The organism is Proteiniphilum sp. UBA5384 (assembly GCF_002410825.1).
Taxonomy (GTDB): domain Bacteria; phylum Bacteroidota; class Bacteroidia; order Bacteroidales; family Dysgonomonadaceae; genus Proteiniphilum.
In genome coordinates this window covers 18,161-40,112 of record NZ_DHOS01000010.1, presented here as the reverse complement: position 1 = coordinate 40,112, position 21,952 = coordinate 18,161, and the positions used below count along the sequence as shown (strand labels likewise).

Below are 21,952 nucleotides of genomic sequence, written 5' to 3'. Positions count from 1 at the left end.
CTTTGTCGAGTGACGACAGAAAATGGACGAAATTAATGTGAATAATGAATTTTAATTTTTAATTCAAAAATGAAACATATACAGTTACTTATATTCTGTATGAGTCTGCTTATTACAAGCGGAATACAGGCCCAACTGCCGGAAGGAAGAACAAAAACCACCGTCATTGCCGACGCGTTGGCTCAGCTGCCGGCCGATACACCCCACAAATACAACCAGATAATCGCGGATTTAGTCTCTACCGGAGAAGAAGGATTGCTCGACCTGATTGGCAGGATGAATCCCCCCGGAGATCAAAGCAATGAAACGCTCGATTATGCTATCAGCGGATGGACCCATTTCGTGGCCAACGACAATGCAATGCGCAAGGTAGCCGCCGGCGCCTTTGAAAAGGCTCTCACCCGACCGTTGGACAAAGAAGTGAAGGCCTTCGTGATACGCCAGCTCAGGATGATCGGTAAGGATGACAATGTGGAAGCTCTCTCGGCTTTCCTTTCGGATGAATACCTGTCCGATCCTGCTGCACAGGCACTGGTATCCATCGGAACAGAAAAATCCGGCGATGCGTTACTGGCTGCACTTACCTCTTCATCTGACGAAAAAATCAAATTGAACATGGTAAACGCCCTCAGCCAATTAGCATACGAGAAAGCTGAATCGACCCTGTTGGCCCTTCTCAACCGGAATCCGCCGGAAGCAATGCGGAAAGTGTTGTTAAACGCTTTGGGAAATACCGGATCAAAAGCATCACTCAAACCCTTACGCGATGCCGCGAAGAAAGCCGGTTATGCATACCAGAAAGATAACGCCACCGCTTCCTATATTTTACTGCTTGGCAGATTGAACGATACAGAATCGAAACTGGTGAAAAAAGAGGCTGAAAAATTATTGGCCACCGGTAAAAAATTGGGTAAGCAGGATATCCGGATTGCGGCTACCAAACTATTGCTGGCACAACCTACGGTAAAAAAAGAGGATATGAACAAGATCATCAAGGATGGCGACATCACCTACCTTTCGGGTGTATTGAACCTATTGTTCGGGAACGATAAAAAATCATCCGAATTGATACAGGCAACACTCGCTTCTACCAAATCGCCGGAAGTACAGACAGCACTTGTCTATTGGTCGGGCAAACACGATAAAAAAGCATCCATACCCCAGATTACTGCGTTTGCCGGTTCACCGGTCGACATGGTACAGAAAGCGGCCGTACTCTCACTGGCAAAATTGGGTGGTGAAGAAGCATTGATTACCCTGGCATCGCTCCTGAAAAGCGACAATGATGAGACCGTCACGCTGGCAAAAGAAGCTTTATCCACTTATAATGGCGATATCTCCTATACGCTTGCTTCGGTGTTTGAGGATAGCGGCGATATAGGGAAAAAGGCGATACTGGAACTTGTCTCCAACCGGAAGATGAAAAGCCAGTACAACCTGGTTTACAACCAGATGTTCAGTGACAATAAAAATATAAAATCTGCCGCCGCCAATACGCTGAAAGATGTGTCGACAGACAAGAACCTGCCGGATTTATTTACCTTGCTTGAACGAGCGGATGCCTCAGATGTGCCCGCCATTCAACAGGCAATCAATGCGGCATTGAACTATCTGCCGGCAGAAGAACAACTTGACATGGTGACGCAAAGGATGAAAAACTCCCCCAACAAACATCTCTATTATACCGCGTTGACAAACAGCGAGTCACAGGAAGCCATGGATATCATTACCACGGCTTATGCCACGTCCGAGGGAGCAGAAAAAGAATCAGCTTTCAATGCACTCACACAGTGGAAGTCTTTCCTTGTAATCTATCCTATACTAGATATTGCAAGAAACAGTAAAGAAAAAAACGAACTGAAAAAAGTAACCGATGCATTGATCGCTTTAATCCGTAAGTCTGATCAGACCGGAGCAATTAAATATCTTTACCTTCGAGAAACGATGCAGTTCGCCCAAACTGACAAGCAGAAAAACGATATACTGCGACTAGCAGGCAATACAGGGCAATATCAAGCAATGCTTTTTGCAGCACCCTACATGGATAATACGGCTTTGAGCGAAAATGCAGCACAAGCAGCAATGAATATCGCTATCAATAATTCTTCGTTTGCAGGGGCTGAGACAACTCATATACTGAACAAGGTGAGCAAGACACTCTCCAATCCCGATGCCGATTATCAACGACAGTCCATCACCAAATACCTCACAGAAAATCCAACCAAAGGTGGATTTATCTCTCTCTTCAATGGAAAAGATCTTGACGGATGGAAAGGGTTAGTAGAAAATCCCATCAAACGGGCAAAGATGTCCTCCCGAGAGTTGGCTGCTGCTCAGAAAAAAGCCGATAAAGAGGCAGGCAACGACTGGAAAGTAGAGGACGGCAATATCATTTTTGACGGGAAAGGATATAATAACCTCTGTACCGAAAAGCAATACGGCGATTTTGAGATGCTGGTAGACTGGAAACTCTATCCGGGTGCCGAACCCGATGCGGGAATCTATCTGCGCGGGACACCGCAGGTACAGATATGGGATACCGCCCGCACGAACGTAGGTGCGGAAGTAGGTTCTGGAGGACTCTATAACAACAAACACAACCTAAGTAAACCGCTCAAGGTGGCTGACCAGAAGGTGGGTGAATGGAATACTTTCCTTATCCGTATGGTAGGAGAACGTGTATCGGTTTGGTTGAACGGAGAATTGGTAACCGACAATGTGATCCTGGAGAACTACTGGGACAGGAACCAGTCGATTTTCCCGATGGAACAGATCGAATTGCAGGCGCATGGCAGCAAGGTGGCCTACCGCGACATCTTCATCAAAGAAATATCCCGTCCGGGGCCTTTCAAATTATCATCAGAAGAAGAAAAAGAGGGTTTTCGCATCCTCTTCGACGGGACAAACCTCGACCAGTGGACAGGTAACAAAAGGGACTATGCCGTAGAAAGCGGCAATATCGTTTTGCACCCCAGCAAGGGATCGGGGGGCAATCTCTATACCAATGAGCAATTCGATAACTTCGTCTTCCGTTTCGAGTTCATGCTCACGCCGGGAGCCAACAACGGATTAGGTATCCGCACGCCTCTGGAAGGCGATGCAGCTTACGTGGGTATGGAATTACAGATATTGGATAATGACGCGCCTATCTACGAAAAGCTGGCCATATACCAGTATCACGGCTCAGTCTATGGCGTGATTCCGGCGAAAAGGGGATTCCTGAAACCCCTCGGAGAATGGAATTATCAGGAAGTGATTGCCGATGGAGATCATATCAAGGTAATACTTAATGGAACGACCATCCTCGACGGTAATATCCGTGAAGCGTCTAAAAACGGAACAAGAGATAAAAGACAACATCCCGGTCTGCTCAATAAAACCGGCCATATCGGTTTTTTGGGACATGGATCAAAAGTAATGTTCAGGAATATCCGCATCAAGGAACTGAAGTAAAATTCAGATAACAATGATAATAGAATGCGCCGTACGATTTTTCTTCGTATGGCGCATTTTTACTCAGCCCACCAATTTCATCCCACCCCACACAGCCAGCAGACCGATAATAACACTCACCAATGTATATAATATAAATAAACCCCATTGGTTCGTTTCTATCAACCGAAGGTTTTCAAATGCGAAGGTTGAAAACGTGGTATACCCGCCACAAAACCCTACAATCAAAAGCAGACGGAATGTTTGATTTTCCGGTTGATGCGCAAGCATCCACCCTGATAATATCCCGATCAGGAAACATCCTGTAATATTTACTGCGAGCGTACCTGCAAACAACCATTCAACAGGAACATGCCTGATAACAAAACGGGAAGCAATGAACCGAAAGATACTACCAATCCCCCCTCCAATCCCTACAAAGAGTATATCTTTCCACATATTGGTCGGACTTTTTACTGCAAAGATAACCTCTACTAAACGATTTTACCCAATCATTATTACACAAAATTTATTTTTGTTCATCAAAATTGACAATAGTCATACCTGCATGACATTCCTGCCCTAAAACAGTGCTTTTGGCACGTATTCATTATATCCCTTTTATTCAGGAATGCATCTCGCATTTTTGTCCTAAAATTCAGGAAAGTTACACTGAAAAAATTTCTTGTGTTTACTTTTAACATCCGGTACTATTTATTTTATTATATAAAAAATGCAATACGTATTTTCTTTACCGATAGTTTTTATTAGCTTTGTGAAACAAATTAGTTTGGATGAAGGCAAAAGATGAATATATTCAATTGCTGATACATGTGTGGGAACTGAGACATCGAATCCTTTTCTGGTAATGGATTTAAAAGAATATCTGGAAAATTTGTCAGACTGCCTTGTGATATTATTCGATTTAGAGAAAATATGAATTCATACTTAAAGTAATGTATTGAAAAAGAAGGAATTTATGTTTCATAATAAAAATTTAGCCGTATATATTTTAAAACCCAAATAACAAATGAAGATCCACTTTTCCTCAATTTTAGGAGTAGCTTTATTGCTGTCTTTTTCATTGGATGCACAGGAAAATCTGTCTTTTGGGCAGAATAAAGAGATTATCTCCCCGGAGATACATGCCGACAATTCCGTCACATTCCGTTTAGCGGCCCCTACTGCCAACGACGTATCTGTGACGGGTGACTTTCTGGCTCCCGGGGAGGAAGCGAAAATGACAAAAGGCGCCGACGGGGTTTGGAGTTATACAACACATCCCCTTTCCTCCGAATTGTACACCTACGCTTTCAATGTGGACAGACTACAGATAAACGATCCCAACAATGTGTATTACCGACGCGACGTAGCCAGTACATTGAACGTGCTACTCGTCGGTGGAGGACAAGCCGACCTCTATAAAGTGAATAGTGTTCCACACGGCACAATAACAAAACGGTGGTATCAATCACCCGGCAACAATATGGCCCGGCGGATTACTATCTATACACCACCCGGATATGAAGAGAACAACAGTTCCTATCCGGTTCTTTATCTCTTGCATGGCATGGGTGGCGACGAAGAAGCTTGGATAACCCTCGGACGTGCATCACAGATAGCGGATAACCTGATTGCCGAAGGAAGAACAAAACCTATGATTATTGTAATGCCTAACGGGAATGTATCACAGGAAGCCGCTCCCGGCGAATCGAGCATAGGCTTCTACAAGCCTGCGTTCCGGCTACCGCATACCATGGATGGAAAATATGAGGAGACTTTTGGTGAGATTATCCGGTTTGTTGATACTCAGTACCGAACCATCCCTGAAAAAAAAGGACGAGCTATTGCCGGGCTTTCCATGGGTGGATTCCACACTCTGCACATCTCCAGATACTATCCGGATACTTTTGATTACATGGGACTTTTCTCAGCGGCCATCATGCCTGATGAAGCAGTCAAATCAAAAGTATATGATCATATCGAGGAGACATTGAAAACACAAAAAGTAAATGATTATGTACTCTACTGGATAGCAATCGGGAAAGAGGATTTTCTCTATCAGGCCAATATCGATTTCAGGAAAAAACTGGATGAAATGGACTTTCCTTATATTTACCGGGAATCAGAAGGGGGACATACATGGCGCAACTGGCGAATCTACCTGTCGGAATTCCTGCCGATGCTCTTTTAAACAAAGTGACAAAAGGGCCTTGATATTATTTTTAAATAAAAATAACTATTTCACCTCCCCTATTCAATGATTTAATTCATAGTTTTGTAAGATAGGCACTCCTACTTCTTGAAAATATAAACCGATAGATAACAATAAATTATGTCTACAACTGCCAAGTTATATTCTTTCAACCTCAGTAACACGAAAACTTATCTGTTCGCGACGATATTTATCGTTGGAAACCTTCTCTTACCACAATTGGCACACCTTATTCCACAGGGAGGATTCATTTTCCTGCCTATTTACTTCTTTACATTGATCGCCGCTTATAAATATGGAATATATGTGGGATTACTGACGGCAGTCTTGTCACCGTTGGCCAACCATCTACTGTTTGGTATGCCTCCTGCGGCCGTACTGCCGGCCATCCTCGTCAAATCGGTTACTCTGGCAATCGTAGCTGCATGGGCTGCCAAACATTTCGGGAAAGTATCTCTTATTGGTATTTTACTGACTATTACCGCTTACCAACTAATAGGGACAGGGATAGAATGGGCGATGACACAAAATTTCACCCTTGCCGTACAGGATTTCCGCCTCGGTATTCCCGGGATGCTTCTGCAACTTTTTGGTGGGTATTTCTTATTGAAAGCAATAGACAAACTATAAAATGACTACAGGAAAATCATTTGAAGAAGTCATGCAACGGTTTCGAGAGATTACCTTTCATGAAACTTTTGACATGATTGTCGCGATTGCCAATGGGGGCATCATTCCGGCAGCCATCATCAACCAGCGGTTGAATATAGAAATACAACTTCTAAAGATCAATTTACGTGATCCCAACCAACAGCCAAAATACGACAGCCCTAAGTTAGTCTCCCCTATCGACTTTGATTATAAAGGTAAATCAATCCTGCTGGTGGAAGATCGCATAAAAACGGGGGCAACAGTGCAATATGCCATCGAACTTTTGCAGGAAGCCCGTGAAATAAAAATATTCGCCGTGAACGGGAAGGCCGATTATTCACTTTACAATGAATCCTGCTTCAGATTTCCCTGGATAATATAACCGGGAATACTTTTTATTCATTCGAGCGGATGGCAAGAATCTTTAAAACAATTCAACAATAAAAAACAACCATAGACAAACGGAATTTCTTACGGGCGGTAACTCTCACGGGAGCAGCGTTCATCACAGTAAAAGAGACAGATGCGGCGCCTGTTCGCACCCCCATAAAGCCTTTTATGTGGAAGGTTTACGTTCACAAAATACGATTTTAATTTTTATATCAGAAAATAAATTGATAGATTTGCAAACTTGTTAATTGTTTCTTTGTTGTAATGACAACGGAGATTTTATTTAGCGGGCAAAAAAGGAAATATCTTTTTCAACAAGAAGGTGACTATACATGAGTAGAACAACTGCCATATTATTATTACCCATCATGATGATCTTTGCGATACAACCTGTCATCGCATTGCATTATTGTGCCGGCGAGTTGCAATCACTCAACCTGTTTGCCCAACCTGTAAACACAAATACCAATCCCGTATATGGTACAGACCGTGGAAACAACCATTCCTGTTGTGATACGCCCAAAACCGATGCTGCCCATCACGATTATGAATGGCATGCCCCCGGTGACCGGTGCTGCGACACACAACTACTCGAGTTGGCCACTGACGACTACCAGAATAAGGTAGAACAGCCGGTACTGCGTCTCCTGCCTCTCTCTATAGAGCACCAAGCAGGCGTTATGACTCAGTTGTATCAATTATCGGATCCATTCACCAACATCCAAACTCTTGATCCCGACTTTCCTCCGGAAGGTCTTTTCCTGAAAGATGTAAGTCTGCTCACTTACATCTGTATTTACCGTATTTGATTTTACGATACCGGTCGTTTTCGCTATAAACAACCGGCCACATAGGGATTGACATCACCATTCATAGTCAATCTTTTGCATTCTCATATCTGGCAGAATCCAATCACTGTGAGATATCATCATAAAATCAAATTCACTATGCTCAACAAAATCATTCGATATTTTCTTGAAAACAGAATTATCACGTTACTGTTATTAGTCGCGATCATTGCATGGGGATTGTCCACCGCTCCTTTCAACTGGGGTGGAGGCATCCTGCCTCGCGATCCGGTACCCGTGGATGCGATCCCCGACATTGGCGATAACCAGCAGATCGTCGCTACCGAATGGATGGGACGTTCTCCCAAAGATATCCAGGACCAGATCACCTATCCGCTGACTACCTCACTGCTGGGTATTCCGGGGGTAAAGACCATCCGCAGTACTTCCATGTTCGGCATGTCGTTCATCTATATTATCTTCGATGAAGATATAGAGTTCTACTGGAGCCGTTCACGTATACTGGAAAAACTCAATTCCCTCCCGGCCGGCACGTTGCCCGAAGGGGTTCAGCCCAGCCTTGGTCCCGATGCCACTGCGCTCGGACAGATATTCTGGTACACCCTTGAAGGGCGTGATCCCGAAACGGGCAGGCCCACAGGCGGATGGGATCCCGACGAACTGCGCACTGTACAGGATTTCTATGTGCGTTATTCGGTTTCGTCAGCAGAAGGCGTATCGGAAGTCGCTTCCATCGGCGGATTTGTGAAAGAGTACCAGGTAGAGATCAACCCCAATGCCATGCGTGCTTTTGGCGTTTCTATCATGGACATCATGAGTGCCGTGCAGAAAAGTAATCTCGATATCGGTGCGGAAACGGTCGAAATCAATAAAGCCGAATACCTTGTGCGCGGGCTCGGGTATATCAAAAATGTCTCCGACCTGGAGGAAGCCGTAGTGGCCGTGCGTAACGGCGTGCCGGTGAAGATAAAAGATGTGGCTTTCGTCAATATTGGTCCCGCCACCCGGCGCGGCGGACTCGACAAGGAGGGCGTGGAAGCCGTAGGCGGCGTGGTGGTTGCCCGATACGGTTCAAATCCGCTTCAGGTAATCGATAATGTAAAAAAGAAAATCGATGAGATAGAATCGGGTTTACCGCAAAAGGTACTCGATGACGGCACGGTATCCAAAGTAACGGTGGTTCCGTTCTACGACCGTTCAGGTTTGATACAGGAAACGATCGGCACCCTCGAAGACGACCTCACGCTGGAAATGATCATCAGTATCATCGTCATTATTATTATCATTGTCAATCTGAGGGCATCGGTCGTCATATCCAGCCTGCTCCCCATAACAGTCCTGGCCGCCTTTATCGTGATGCGGCTATTGCAGATCGACGCCAATATCGTTGCCCTGTCGGGCATCGCCATTGCAGTCGGGGTGATGACCGATATAGGTGTCGTCTTCGTGGAGATCGTGATCCAGCACATGGAGAAACCGGAAAACAAAGGCATTACCAAAGGAAAAGCTTTTGTGCAGCTGATACACCGGGCGGTGAGCGAGGTTTCCACTCCCACCATCGTGGCCATGCTTACCACCATTGTCAGCTTCCTGCCCGTATTCTTCCTGGAAGCACAGGAGGGTAAACTCTTCCGGCCACTCGCCTATACCAAAACCATTACACTGGTATCAGCTCTGATCCTCGGTATGACGGTCGTCCCCACCCTCACCTACTATTTCTTCTCGATCAGAATATCGTCCGGAACCATACGAAAAGCCCTGAATATCGCGCTTATCGTCGGCGGTATCTTGCTGTTTATTTTCACCGGCGTAGGTGCAGCAATTGTATTGCCCCTGTTCGGAATAAATAACCTGTATGCCCACCGCTGGAAAAATAAAAAGATAACTACTTATATTACCGCAGGCATTGCAATCCTCGCGGCAACCGTCTTCCTGACTTCCCAATGGTTGCCGATGGGACCTCAAAAAGGTTTTGTAGTCAATTTCCTGATGGTGATCGTTTTTATCGGGCTGATCCTCGGTTTTTTTACACTCTTGATCAACAACTACGAAAAACTGATACGGTGGTGTCTGGCCAACCGGTGGAAATTTATGGCAATCCCGATTTTCACACTGCTATTCGGTGTCACTATCTGGCTGGGATTCGACTCTATATTCGGCTTTATAGCAAAGGGATTCGAGACCGCAGGATGGAAAAATTTCCGGCAGACCGCCTTCTGGCAGGCGTCCACCGATCGGTTTCCCGGCATAGGCGAAGAATTCATGCCGAGCCTTAACGAAGGTTCTTTCCTGTTGATGCCGACAAGTATGCCGCATACGGGTATCGAGCAAAACCTGCAGTTTGTGGAAGCATTGGATAAAAGGATAACCAATATTCCCGAAGTGGAAATGACGGTCGGCAAATGGGGGCGTGTAAATTCGGCGCTCGACCCCGCCCCCACGCAAATGTTCGAGAATGTCATCAATTACCGTCCGGAATATATCCTCGACCAGGATGGCCGGCGCATGCGGTTTAAAACCAACCGCAAAGGAGAATACCTACTGAAAAGCGGGGCCACTTATAACCCTGAAGAGGGTTTCCGACTGATCCCCGCCGACAGTCTGGTTATCGACCGCAGAGGCGATTATTTCCGTCAATGGCGTCCGGAAATCAAATCGGCCGACGATATATGGCAGGAGATCGTGAACGTGTCACATCTGCCCGGACTCACCTCGTCACCCAAGCTCCAACCCATCGAAGCACGGTTGGTGATGCTACAGACAGGAATGCGGGCGCCGATGGGATTGAAAGTATCCGGACCCAACCTCGAGGCAATCGAAGAAGGAGGAAAACTCCTTGAGGCTGCTTTGAAAGAGGTACCCTCGGTTTTACCTTCTACCGTGTTTTACGACCGTGCCGTGGGTGCTCCCTATGTGGAGATTGGCCTGAACCGACAGAATATGGCACGGTACGGCATCACGGTCGCCGACCTGCAGGATGTCATCAGCGCCGCAGTGGGCGGTATGGCATTGACCACGACAGTGGAAGGGCGTGAGCGGTTTCCCGTACGGTTACGGTATCCACGTGAACTACGCGAAAACCCCGAAGAACTGGGCAACCTGATCATCCCCACCGCCACCGGCGCACAGATACCGTTGAAAGAAGTGGCCGACATAGGATATACCCGTGGCGCCCAGATGATTCAAAGTGAAAATACCTTCCTGATAGGGTATGTCATCTTCGACAAGATTGCCGGAAAAGCAGAGGTCGATGTCGTAAAGGAAGCGGACAAAGTACTGAGAGATAAAATCAATTCCGGTGACCTTCGGCTTCCGCAAGGAGTCTCCTATACATTTGCCGGTAATTATGAGCAACAGCAACGGGCAACTGATCGGTTACTGATCCTGATTCCGGTATGCCTGATCCTGATCCTGGTCATCCTTTATTTCCAGTTCAAGACCGTTACCGCGTCATTCATCCATTTCTCAGGAGTATTTGTCGCTTTTGCCGGAGGATTTATCTTATTATGGTTATATGGTGAACCGTGGTTTCTGAATTTTTCGGTTGGCGACGTGAATATGCGCGACCTGTTCCAAATGCGCCCGGTCAACCTCAGTATTGCCGTGTGGGTAGGGTTTATCGCCTTGTTCGGTATATCCACAAGCGACGGGGTATTGATGGGATCGTTCATTCATGATACATTCCTCGAACGCAACCCGCAGACCAAAGAAGAGATCAGGGAGGCGGTCGTGTACGCAGGCTTACGGCGTGTACGCCCGGCAGCGATGACCACCGCGGTCACCCTGATCGCCTTACTGCCTATCCTCACTTCCACGGGAAGGGGTTCCGATATTATGGTGCCGATCGCCATACCTACCTTCGGAGGGATGCTGATCCAATCCATGACGATATTCGTTGTACCCGTCCTCCAATGCTGGTGGCGCGAATCGGTGATTAAAAAACATGGTAGCATTAAAGAATAAAAACAAAACAGATATGTCGACAATAAGAATATTTTTCATTACGCTGTTCTTCGTTTTGGCGATGACCGGGACATTGTTTGCTCAGGCCGATTCACCTACCGGCCTGCCGATCCCCCGACAGGAGGCCAATTCACTTGCGACACCTCAGGTTTCCGACTCCCTGCTCCACTACCTCGAAGTGGCAGCACGCAATAACCCGGGAGTGAGGGCCGACTTTCTGGCCTATAAAGCATCACTGGAAAAGAAGCCGCAGGCGGGTGCTTACCCCGATCCCGAACTGGAAATAGGCTTCTTCCTGCAACCGATGGAGATCATCGACGGTCGCCAGATTGTCGATTTCACCTTGATGCAGATGTTCCCCTGGTTCGGAACGCGCAAAGCTGCACGCACCGAAGCAGAACACATGGCTAACATGGCTTTCGAACAATTCAGGGAGACGCGCGATAACCTTTACCTGCGGGTTTATACACAATGGTTCACTCTGTGCAGTCTGCAGCAGCAATTAAGCAACAGCCGCGAGAACCGGGATTACCTGAAACAACTGGAGACACTGGCCATACGTAAGTTTTCCGCTTCTCCGGCAGGAGCCACAGGTTCCGGGGAACGTACGCAAACAACATCGGCTACCGGATCCTCTTCTACAGCCACAAGCAGTATGGGTGCATCGGGAAATATGGGGAGTATGGGATCGTCCATGGGAGGAACAACGACCCAGCCTCAAACTACCGGCAACACTATGTCTTCCATGAGTTCCGGGGGAAGCATGCAAAGTATGGGCAGTTCTTCCGGCATGTCGGCTGTATTGCGTATCCAATTGGAAATTGCAGAACTGGAGAACAGTATCGAAAGCATCTTATCTCAAATCGAAGCCGAAACGGCAGCCTTCAACGTGTTGTTGAACCGACCGGACAACAACAGGGTGCATCTCCCCGACTCGATCATTGCGATACCGTTTTCATTGGACGTAGCCTTAACGGCTGAACAGATCAATCTGAACAATCCGATGCTGGCGATGATCGACCAGGAAGGGGCGGCCTACAGGGCCAAAGCAGAAATGGACAAAAAAATGGGTTATCCGATGTTAGGGATAGGGTTACAGTATTCGGTAATCGGCAAACGGATGGATATGGGGCATGCAGGCCTCCCGGTAACGGATATGAACGGCAAGGACATGATCATGCCGATGGTCTCTATCAGCCTGCCTATTTATCGAAGTAAATACAAGGCACAACAAAAGGAGAGCAATATCCGCTGGCAGGCAAGCCGACAGCAATATGCCGATACCCAGAACACCTTGTATACCGAACTTTATCGCAGCAGGCACTCTCTGGATGATGCCTCGAGAAAAATTGCCCTGTACGAGAAGCAGGCACAACTCGCACAAACAACCTATCATTTACTGGTACAGGAGTTTATCTCGGGAAAAAGCGACCTGACCGATGTCATACAGGTACAGCGCCAATTACTCGATTATAAGTTAAAGAAAGCAGAATCCATCGCCGAATACAATACGATGGTAGCTTCGATACAAAAACTTGCCTCATTCACTTTTAATTTTTAATTTAAAAAAATATGAACACTAAGATAAAGAAAGCGATCAATAATAAGTATGTTACCTACGGATTGATCCTGTTAGTAGGACTATTCCTCGGTTGGTTGATTTTCTCCGGCGGCTCCTCGTCGAACGACGGGACTGCAACGGCAGAACACGGTCACGATCATGATCACGGCGAGGAAATATGGACCTGCTCGATGCACCCTCAGATACGGATGGACAAGCCGGGAAAATGTCCCCTCTGCGCGATGGACCTCATTCCTCTGAAATCAACCGGATCAGGTGATGCCGCCATCGATCCCGACGCTATTCAACTAAGTACCGAAGCGGCAGCGCTGGCCAATATCCAGACGACGATTGTCAGCCGGCAAAATCCGGTAAAAGATATCCGGCTTTATGGGACTATCCAGGTGGACGAACGGCTCTCACAATCCCAGACATCCCATGTGGGCGGCCGCATAGAGAAACTGATGGTCAGTTTTACCGGCGAGAGTGTACGCCGGGGTCAAACCATTGCTACCATCTACTCACCCGAATTGTTAAGTGCACAACAGGAATTATTGGAAGCCGTAAAGATGAAAGATATCCAGCCGGCATTGCTGCAGGCGGTAAGAGAAAAACTATCCCTCTGGAAATTATCGGACGAACAGATAGCCGCCATCGAACAATCGGGAGAAGTCTCTCCGTTAATCGATATTACGGCAAATACAAGCGGCATAGTCGTTTCCAAAAATGTCAACCAGGGTGATTATATCAGCACCGGAACCATTCTGTTTGAGATTGCCGATCTTTCCCGGGTATGGGCAGTTTTCGATGCATATGAAACCGATCTCCCCTTCCTGAAAATAGGCGACAGGTTGGAGTATACCCTCCAATCTCTTCCCGGAAGAACATTCTCAGGGAAAATATCTTTCATCAATCCTATACTCGATCCTACAACACGTACTGCCAAAATCAGGGTGGAGACGGCCAATCCCCGCACTGAACTGATGCCCGGAATGTATGCCAACGCCCTTGCGAGTGCGCCGCTGAAGCAACACAACAACGAAATCGTCATCCCGAAATCAGCCGTCCTATGGACGGGCAAGCGTTCCATCGTCTATGTGAAACAACCCGGTACCGAAACGCCGGCATACCTCCTCAGAGAAGTAGCACTGGGTCCTTCACTCAGCGAAGCTTACCTGGTGCTTGAAGGGATAGAAGATGGCGATGAGATCGTGACGAACGGCGCCTTTACCATTGATGCGAGTGCCCAACTTGCGGGGAAACGCAGTATGATGAACGATGAAGCCGGCCATGCCGTTACCGGGCACGAAGGCCATTCCATGCAGGGAGGCGGGGGACATGGACATGTACATAATCAGACTCCCGCCGGACATGAACATGCAATGATGACTGTACAGGGACTTTGTGAGATGTGTAAAGATCGTATTGAGAAAACAGCTATGAGTGTAAAAGGTGTATCTTCCGCCTCGTGGGACGGGACTACGAAGCAGTTACACCTGAATTTCGACCCTCAGCAGACCGATCTCGACAAGATCTCCCAGGCCGTTGCCAAAGCGGGTCACGACACCGACAAGCACAAAGCCGACCAAAAGGTGTACGACGCGCTGCCCGCATGCTGTAAGTACAGGGAGTAAAATGGGAAACAACGAACAAAAATATCCTATTTTCGTTAAACAAAGGCAAACTCAGATTTAAATAAACAATTAGAAAAAAGTTATGATGAAAAAGTATGTATTATCAGCAATGATTGTTGCGGCCTCATTGTTCGCCGCATGTAATTCGGGTAGTTCCAAAAGCGGTGCTGCTACAACCGGAACAGCACAGACTGAAACAGAAGTATCCGCCGGGACAGAAAATCAGGACGAGCATGCTGTGCTTGGTGTACAGGGGCTTTGTGAAATGTGTAAAGAAAATATAGAAACTGCGGCAAAAAGCGTAGACGGAGTATCTACTGCCGAATGGGATATGGAGAAAAAAGAACTCCATCTGCATTTCAATCCGCAACAAACGACTCTCGATGCTGTCAGTAAAGCCATTGCCGGGGTAGGATATGATACCGACAGGGATAAAGCAGACCAAGCAACTTACGATGCATTACCGGCTTGTTGCAAATACAGAGGTTGATTTTTTCAATTAATTATTTAATCCGTCTCAAATATCCCCCTATTTTCACTTTCTATCAGGATAATTTGCTAAATTTGCAAATCATGGACAATGATTCCGGTTATATCATTTCGTGAAATCACATTATCGTTCCACAAGGATAAAATCGAAATTGAACATGCAGCCATTTAAGTTCCAATCATATAAAAAACTAAAAGCAAATGAAACGATTTTTTCTATTACCGGTACTTCTTATTCTCGGTATGGTTTTATACGGAAAGCCGGTATTGCCGGAAATCCTGAGCGACGGGATGGTACTGCAACAAAATAGCAAAGTGAATATATGGGGAAAAGCCGGTCCGGGCAAAACAGTAGAGGTCAAGCCTTGTTGGAGCAAAACGGCAGTGAGAGCCACAGTCGACAACGAAGGAAACTGGCTCGCCGTGATCGAAACGCCCGAAGCAAGCTTTAACCCACGGACCATTACAATTTCCGATGGGGAAGAGATAGTCCTCAAGGATATCCTAATTGGGGAAGTATGGTTGGCATCCGGACAGAGCAATATGGAAATGCCCTTACAAGGTTTTAATAACAACCCCATACTGGGTGCCAACGAAACCATTGCCTTCTCCGGACAATATCCCGCCATACGATTTGTCACCATACCTAAAACACCTTCTTTTGAACCATTAGAGAGTGTAGAAGGACGCTGGCAGGTATGCAATCCGGCCAATTCACCGGGATTCAGTGCCACGGCATTTTTCTTTGCGGAAACACTCCACCGGTCGCTGAATGTACCCGTAGGTATTATTGTTTCTTCCTGGGGAGGTACCAAGGTAGAAGGGTGGACCAGCAGGGAAATCCTCGAGACTTATCCCGATGTGGATCTGAATGAAGAAGCGGTCAATAAATTACATCCAATGGCCCGTCCGCTGCTGATGTACAATGGCATGATCCATCCGCTTACCCATTATATAGTAAAAGGCTTTATCTGGTATCAGGGAGAATCGAATGTCGGTGCCCATCAGGTGTATGCTGAACGCCTTTACAATATGGTGACCCTCTGGCGCAAACAATGGAATAATCCTGAACTGCCGTTTTACTATGTGGAAATTGCTCCTTATGCCTATGGCAATGGAGATGATAGCAGTGCAGCCTATCTGCGCGAGGCGCAGTTTAAAGCACAAAAACTGATTCCTCATAGCGGGATGATCTCCACGAACGATTTGGTGGAACCTTATGAGTTAACCAATATCCACCCCCGCAATAAAACGGATGTAGGAAAACGGCTCGCATTTATGGCGCTTAACAAAACCTATGGGTATGACCGGGTAGTTGCCCGTGGCCCCGAGTATAATTCAATGGAGATTCGTGACGGTAAGGTAATTCTCTCCTTCGATCATGCAAGAGAGGGATTCAACCGCACAGACGGTATCGAAGGATTCGAGATTGCTGCCGAAGACGGACAGTTCCTTCCCGCCGTGGCAGTAGTTCGTGACGGCAAAGTGGAAGTGTTCCGCGAAGGGGTTGACAAACCGGTAGCTGTCCGTTATTGTTTCCGTAACTTTCAGACAGGGAACTTTGCCGGTACGCGTGAATTACCGGTAGTACCGTTCAGAACAGATTCATTTGAGAAATAATAGAAACAGTGAATTTGCATTCAGAAAGTGAACCTGAGGTTTACCCGTATCCCGTCTTTGGAGATTTCCGGATGATCGAGGTAGCTAAGTCGACGGTAGTAACTTATTTGCAGCACCTTGAGTATATTCTCAACCCCCACGCTATATTCCATATAGGGTTTATTGCCGAACATAAAAGTTCCTTCGGGAAATAGGAATAACCCGTCAGTCAGGTATGGGTTATTTTTATCGGATAAATCCCCGTAAACACCACTGAAAGATACCACTTCGCGCATTTTCAGGCGGTTGACAAGGGGAATACGGTTGAGGATAAACCCTTTCAAATGGTAATTTGCCGTTATTGAAACATATTGGTCGGCGACAAATTCCATGGCGTTCATCAGGTGGAAAGCATCCTTCTGGATAGTCCACGATTGATTGGCATTGGGCATGATCAACAGGGGGAAAGGCACCTTGTCCCACACTTTCCCGGCTTTTATCTTCGTATCGATATGCCCGAAAGACGAGAGCCAGATGCGTTTTTCCATGCTCAACTCCGTATGTTGGTAGGAATAATCGCCTCCTGCCACACCGTCCGTCCCGATTTGGTGGGAAAGGAAAAAGATGGGCGTATCGTTGGAGAGGTTACCGACCGATTCTTTTCCCACACGGGTATTAAACGGACGTTCTCCCGGTGCAAAACGCAACGAGGCACCCCATTCGGCAGTGGTGAAATCGGTCAATTGGGTAAAAAGGTCGTTCCCGTCATGCCGGATATATTGCAGCGCGCCTGCGGCCTCATTGTTCTGATGTTGCAGCCATGTGCTTACCGTAAGGCCATTGAGCCACTCTTTCTCGTATTGCAGCCGCGTAGTGCGGAGATAATTCATCTTATCCATCACCTTCCCCGTCCTAAAGGAGAGCAACATGTTGTCCTGGCCGGTATTGAAGAATGTATGCCCGGGTGTGAAAATATCGAACTCGTGCGACAAGCTAAGGTTATTCAATGGAGTCTCCTTCTCATGGTATTCCTTGTCGTTGAAACTGTAGGTTGCCTTGGCCGAATATTTCCATTTATGATCTTTGAATCCGTAGGCCGCATATCCTCCGAAAAAGAGGTGGGGATGCAAGTTGGCCGTGGTCATAGCCCCGGCACGCAGTCTCAACCCTTCCACTTCGTTGAACGAGATAGAGCTGTTCATGGGACCGATATCCAACTTATTGGTATCATGTTCCCTACTGGTTTCGATAAAGCCTGACACTACCACTCCCAGCACCTTCATGAAGACCTTGAACGAGTTCCGGTCATAAAACTGATCCATGATCTCTCCCATGGCATCTTCGCTTGCGGGGAGAGGTACTTGCCTCCGTTCTGCCCACAGCGCATCGCTCATGACAACGTTGGGTGCCGTATGCACGTCGCCCTGCAAGGCGAAGACCGAATCGCGGTTCGTGACCTCATAGCGGTAATGGTCGTAACTTTTCAACTGATGGACATACAGCGGTTGCGTACCTTTCACAAATCGTCCTTGCACATAAGTATCCACCCTGTCGGGTGCCCATACCCCCTCCGGCGTCTGTTTGAACTCCTGTTCTATCTGGATATGGTTGACGAAGTTGAGGTTGATTTGTTTCGGAACGTTCAAGGTGGCTTTCTTGACAGCGTAGGTACCATCCGTCAAAATATAGAGCCGTCCGGTAAACCCATAGCTTTGTGAATTGGCAGGTACAAAAGCCAGGTCGATGCACTGGTCTCCATTTACTGCCACGGTATCCATAATAAAGTATTGATAATAGGCCGTCGCCAGCGTGGAGGAGAGCGGGCTCACAAAGCGGTTGAGCAGGAATTTAATGTCGTTGTCGAAAATGTTCACCTCGTGAAAGATTTCCTCGAGATTGGCAGTGAATGCGCCGTAATTATCCAGTTCCCGGTCGATACCCTCCTGTCTCAATGCCTTGTAGATTGTTTTTTCCGACCGTGGGTCTTTGCGGTAATATTGGTCTGCCAGTTTCTCCCGTATGGAAAGTGTCAGTATCGGATTTCCGTCGATAGCCGAGGAATCGACATAGTTCACAAGAAAGGGAAAACGCCGGAGAAATGCGTTCTGACCGGCATCGGGATTAAATTGATCCAAAGCCAGGGAAATTTTCTCGTAGGTCTCCACCTGATATTCATCCAGGGAGGTGATCCGGTTTTGGTCCTTGTGTTCGATCACATTCCGGATCAAATCGACGGCGGGATTATTTCTTCTGCGGTATCGCTCCCTTTTCGGACGGATGACCACTTCGTCGAGTTCCATAGTGGACGGTGTCAGCAATATCTCCAGTCCGGCATTATGGGTTCCCGCTTTCAAAGGGATTTTTTTCGTCTCATATCCGACGAAAGAGACCTGCAAGGTGTGGTATCCTTGCGTGTTTTTCAATTCAAACTGGCCGTTGTCATCAGTTGCCGTGCCGATGGTTGAATTTTCAAACATGACTGTAACGAAAGGCAAGTCTTCACCCGTAACTGCGTCCTGCACCAAACCCGACGCGGATGTGACAGTTTGCGCATACCCGCTAAAGGTTATGAGCCTCATCAAGAAAAACAGTCTGTAATACTTATACAACGATCTACCCTTCATCCACCTACATCAACATTAACCGATATGAAGGAACAAAAGTAGTTGTTTTTAGCATACGCGGCTGTTATTTTGTGATTAAACTATCTTAGGGCATCTAAAAATTTGTTTTTCCTCCACAGGTAAGCATTCTACCCTCATGACGGAAGAAGGCAGGACAGAAAGTGAAACAAGGGACAGAGGCTAGTCGGGATATCAAAAGATGGTTACGGGCATCATTCAAATAGACTCCACGCTTGGTTATTACATACAGGTCCAATTCCTGACGGTTGTTTGCCGTCGGCGCAGTGCGTTTACCATCACGGTTAAAGCCGTTAGCCGCCCACAACAGATCGGAGAATTGCGGAGGGGTATCCGTAAACTATACACACAAAGCGCCTGCTCCAAGAATTCCGATATTATGCAGGTCGGAAGTCAATATTTGAACTTTCTCCACCGACTTGGGATAAGGGAAACCTTTCAGATTCTCATACATTGAATCTTTAAAGAGGTCGAATGACTTAGATATGGAACCTCCGAAAATAATAGCCTGCGGATCAAGGATCAACAATATCACTTTCACCAACGCAGAGATATGTTTTCCATATTGGTTATATATTTCAATCGACTCTATATCTCCTTCCCTCGCTTTTAATGCAATTTCATAGCCTGAACGGCTTGTCGTCCGGGTAAAGAAACGACTTCCGCAATATTCCTCAAGGATTGAATCGAGATAGGGTATCTCTCCAAATTCTCCGGAACCACAGTTGGAGTCGAATAACAGATGATTATCCTGAATGATCCCCCCTCCTACGCCTGTTCCTAATGTAATACCCACAAAATTTTCAAAATTTTTGCCTTTTCCAAAGATTTTCTCCCCATAGGCAAAACAGTTAGCATCATTATCAATATAAACAGGCAGTCCAAATTCCGCTTCAAGAAGGGATTTCAGATATACTTCATCCCAATTCCTTATATTCTGGACATTATAGACAATCCCTTTCTCCCGGTCTACTACACTCGGCACTCCTATTCCGATCGCCCTGGTATCAGTAGTCTTTAGCTGACGGATAAGTCCCTTCAGTATATTCAATGTTTTTTCACCCCCCTCCCGGGCACAGGTATCTACTATAATCTGCCCGGCTATATGCTCACCTTCTATTCGACCTCCAACAATGGAGGTACCGCCCATATCAATACCAAGAATGTTTCCCATATATTTACTTTATTTCAATATCTGGTACAAATTTAATAAACTTTTCTAATCATCCATCAATAACGATACGGGATCAGAGAGGTATTCCATTACCCTCTTAACAAAGCGGGTGGTCTCGCCACCATCCACAATACGATGGTCGACGGTAAGTGAAACAGGCATGATATTGCCTACCACGATTTCGTCATCTTTCACGATAGGCGTTTTCAGGATACGCCCGATACCCAATATACCGGCTTGAGGAAAATTGATCACCGGCGTAGCAAAAATACCGCCAATGGAGCCGAAGCTGGTGATGGTAAAAGAACCTTCTTTCATATCTTCCAATACTAATTTTCTCTCCCGTGCCTTTTGGGCCAATTCACCTATTGCCTTTGCTATTTCGAAAATAGTTAAACGGTCTGCATCCCGGATCACGGGCACCACTAATCCATCGGGGGCATCCACCGCGATACCGATGTGGTAACGGTTGCGGAAGATCATCCGGTTGTTTTCCGTATCGATCTGGGAATTAAGCTGGGGATGTTGTTTCAATGCTTGTGCCACCGCTTTCACAACAAAGGCCAGATAGGTGAGCTTCACATCCTTAGCGGCAAATTTGGGTTTGTATTTCGTAACGACCTCCTTCAACAAGGATATCTCCACCTCTTCAAAAACCGACATGTGTGCCGCGTTATGTTTGGAGTGAAGCATATTCTTTGCAATGGTCTTCCTGATCTGGGTAAGTGGCTTGTAGGTTACATCTTCCATCCGGGGTGCAATTGCACTTGTTTTACCACTCCCCTCTGTGGATGGTGATGTATAATTCAGTATATCTTCTTTTTTGACTCTTCCCGAGGGACCACTACCCGGCACATGGTTGATATCGATCCCCATCTCTTTTGCCATAGCACGGGCGACCGGTGTGGCAAGGACTTTGCATCCCGCTTTATCCATATTGGTTGTTTCGGCAGAGACTTCGTTGCTAGAAGCCAGTAAAGAGCCTTCACCGGCCAATTCCATGGTTCCTACTACCGCTGCACCCTCTTCCGATTCAACAATAGCTTCCACGGGCAATCCCGCATCTACGACTATCGGTTTGCCGGTATCAGTATTTTCCTTTTCAGTATTCCCCTCGCGCGCTCCACTGCCCTCTATTTCTATCTCCACAAGCGGCGAACCCACATGAATTACATCGCCCACATTGCCGTGGCAGGCGATAACAGTGCCACTTTTGGGAGAAGGAATATCAGCTACTACTTTGTCTGTTTCCATCTGCACCAGAGAATCACCCACTTTCACATTATCTCCTTCCGAAACAAACCACTCCAATATGGTTCCTTCTTCCAATCCTTCGCCCAAGTCGGGGAAATTAAATACAAACCTCATTATAATTGATTTTTAGATATTTAGA

14 protein-coding genes and 1 pseudogene are annotated in these 21,952 nt (G+C 46.6%); 10 read left to right on the top strand and 5 right to left on the bottom strand.

The features are described from left to right. Nucleotides 1-99 precede the first annotated feature (99 nt). On the top strand, nucleotides 100-3,453 hold the full coding sequence (locus B4G81_RS03110; protein WP_294079984.1) for a DUF1080 domain-containing protein: 3,354 nt from the start codon (nucleotides 100-102) through the stop codon (nucleotides 3,451-3,453). Between the two features lie 63 nt (nucleotides 3,454-3,516). Here the strand turns inward: B4G81_RS03110 and crcB are convergent, their stop codons facing one another. Beyond that, nucleotides 3,517-3,891: a fluoride efflux transporter CrcB gene (gene crcB / locus B4G81_RS03105; RefSeq protein ID WP_294079982.1), complete on the bottom strand. Its 375-nt coding sequence runs from the start codon at nucleotides 3,889-3,891 to the stop codon at nucleotides 3,517-3,519. A 571-nt stretch (nucleotides 3,892-4,462) separates the two neighbouring features. Here crcB and B4G81_RS03100 point away from each other — a divergent pair. The 9 genes from B4G81_RS03100 to B4G81_RS03060 all read left to right on the top strand — a co-directional run bounded on the left by B4G81_RS03100 (nucleotide 4,463) and on the right by B4G81_RS03060 (nucleotide 16,764). Then, nucleotides 4,463-5,626: an esterase gene (locus B4G81_RS03100; protein ID WP_414703158.1), complete on the top strand. Its 1,164-nt coding sequence runs from the start codon at nucleotides 4,463-4,465 to the stop codon at nucleotides 5,624-5,626. 141 nt (nucleotides 5,627-5,767) lie between these two features. Next, nucleotides 5,768-6,277 carry an ECF transporter S component gene (locus B4G81_RS03095; protein ID WP_294079980.1) on the top strand — a complete coding sequence of 170 codons (510 nt, stop codon included), beginning with the start codon at nucleotides 5,768-5,770 and terminating at the stop codon, nucleotides 6,275-6,277. Between the two features lies 1 nt (nucleotide 6,278). Beyond that, nucleotides 6,279-6,680: a phosphoribosyltransferase gene (locus tag B4G81_RS03090; RefSeq protein WP_294079978.1), complete on the top strand. Its 402-nt coding sequence runs from the start codon at nucleotides 6,279-6,281 to the stop codon at nucleotides 6,678-6,680. Nucleotides 6,681-7,020: 340 nt separating this feature from the next. Next, nucleotides 7,021-7,497, top strand: coding sequence for a hypothetical protein (locus B4G81_RS03085; protein WP_294079976.1), 477 nt, complete (start codon nucleotides 7,021-7,023; stop codon nucleotides 7,495-7,497). 138 nt (nucleotides 7,498-7,635) lie between these two features. Continuing rightward, nucleotides 7,636-11,460, top strand: a complete 3,825-nt coding sequence (locus B4G81_RS03080; RefSeq protein WP_294079974.1) for an efflux RND transporter permease subunit — start codon at nucleotides 7,636-7,638, stop codon at nucleotides 11,458-11,460. A gap of 13 nt (nucleotides 11,461-11,473) precedes the next feature. Continuing rightward, nucleotides 11,474-13,021 carry a TolC family protein gene (locus B4G81_RS03075; protein ID WP_294079972.1) on the top strand — a complete coding sequence of 516 codons (1,548 nt, stop codon included), beginning with the start codon at nucleotides 11,474-11,476 and terminating at the stop codon, nucleotides 13,019-13,021. An 11-nt stretch (nucleotides 13,022-13,032) separates the two neighbouring features. Then, nucleotides 13,033-14,655 (top strand): efflux RND transporter periplasmic adaptor subunit, encoded by a 1,623-nt coding sequence (locus B4G81_RS03070; RefSeq protein WP_294079970.1) that lies wholly within the window; start codon nucleotides 13,033-13,035, stop codon nucleotides 14,653-14,655. Nucleotides 14,656-14,737: 82 nt separating this feature from the next. Next, the gene (locus B4G81_RS03065; RefSeq protein ID WP_294079942.1) at nucleotides 14,738-15,145 is read left to right on the top strand and encodes a heavy-metal-associated domain-containing protein; all 408 of its coding nucleotides are present in this window, start codon (nucleotides 14,738-14,740) and stop codon (nucleotides 15,143-15,145) included. Nucleotides 15,146-15,345: 200 nt separating this feature from the next. Beyond that, nucleotides 15,346-16,764 (top strand): sialate O-acetylesterase, encoded by a 1,419-nt coding sequence (locus tag B4G81_RS03060; protein ID WP_294079940.1) that lies wholly within the window; start codon nucleotides 15,346-15,348, stop codon nucleotides 16,762-16,764. 20 nt (nucleotides 16,765-16,784) lie between these two features. On the opposite strand, the gene B4G81_RS03055 is transcribed toward B4G81_RS03060, so the two are convergent. The 4 genes and pseudogenes from B4G81_RS03055 to B4G81_RS03040 all read right to left on the bottom strand — a co-directional run bounded on the left by B4G81_RS03055 (nucleotide 16,785) and on the right by B4G81_RS03040 (nucleotide 21,927). Further along, nucleotides 16,785-19,322 (bottom strand): DUF5686 and carboxypeptidase-like regulatory domain-containing protein, encoded by a 2,538-nt coding sequence (locus B4G81_RS03055; RefSeq protein ID WP_294080421.1) that lies wholly within the window; start codon nucleotides 19,320-19,322, stop codon nucleotides 16,785-16,787. A gap of 238 nt (nucleotides 19,323-19,560) precedes the next feature. Continuing rightward, nucleotides 19,561-19,701, bottom strand: a pseudogene (locus B4G81_RS03050) (SagB/ThcOx family dehydrogenase); the annotation flags it as partial. Between the two features lie 24 nt (nucleotides 19,702-19,725). Then, nucleotides 19,726-20,559 (bottom strand): ROK family protein, encoded by an 834-nt coding sequence (locus B4G81_RS03045; RefSeq protein ID WP_294079936.1) that lies wholly within the window; start codon nucleotides 20,557-20,559, stop codon nucleotides 19,726-19,728. A 45-nt stretch (nucleotides 20,560-20,604) separates the two neighbouring features. Further along, nucleotides 20,605-21,927, bottom strand: coding sequence for a dihydrolipoamide acetyltransferase family protein (locus B4G81_RS03040; RefSeq protein WP_294079934.1), 1,323 nt, complete (start codon nucleotides 21,925-21,927; stop codon nucleotides 20,605-20,607). Nucleotides 21,928-21,952: the final 25 nt, after the last annotated feature.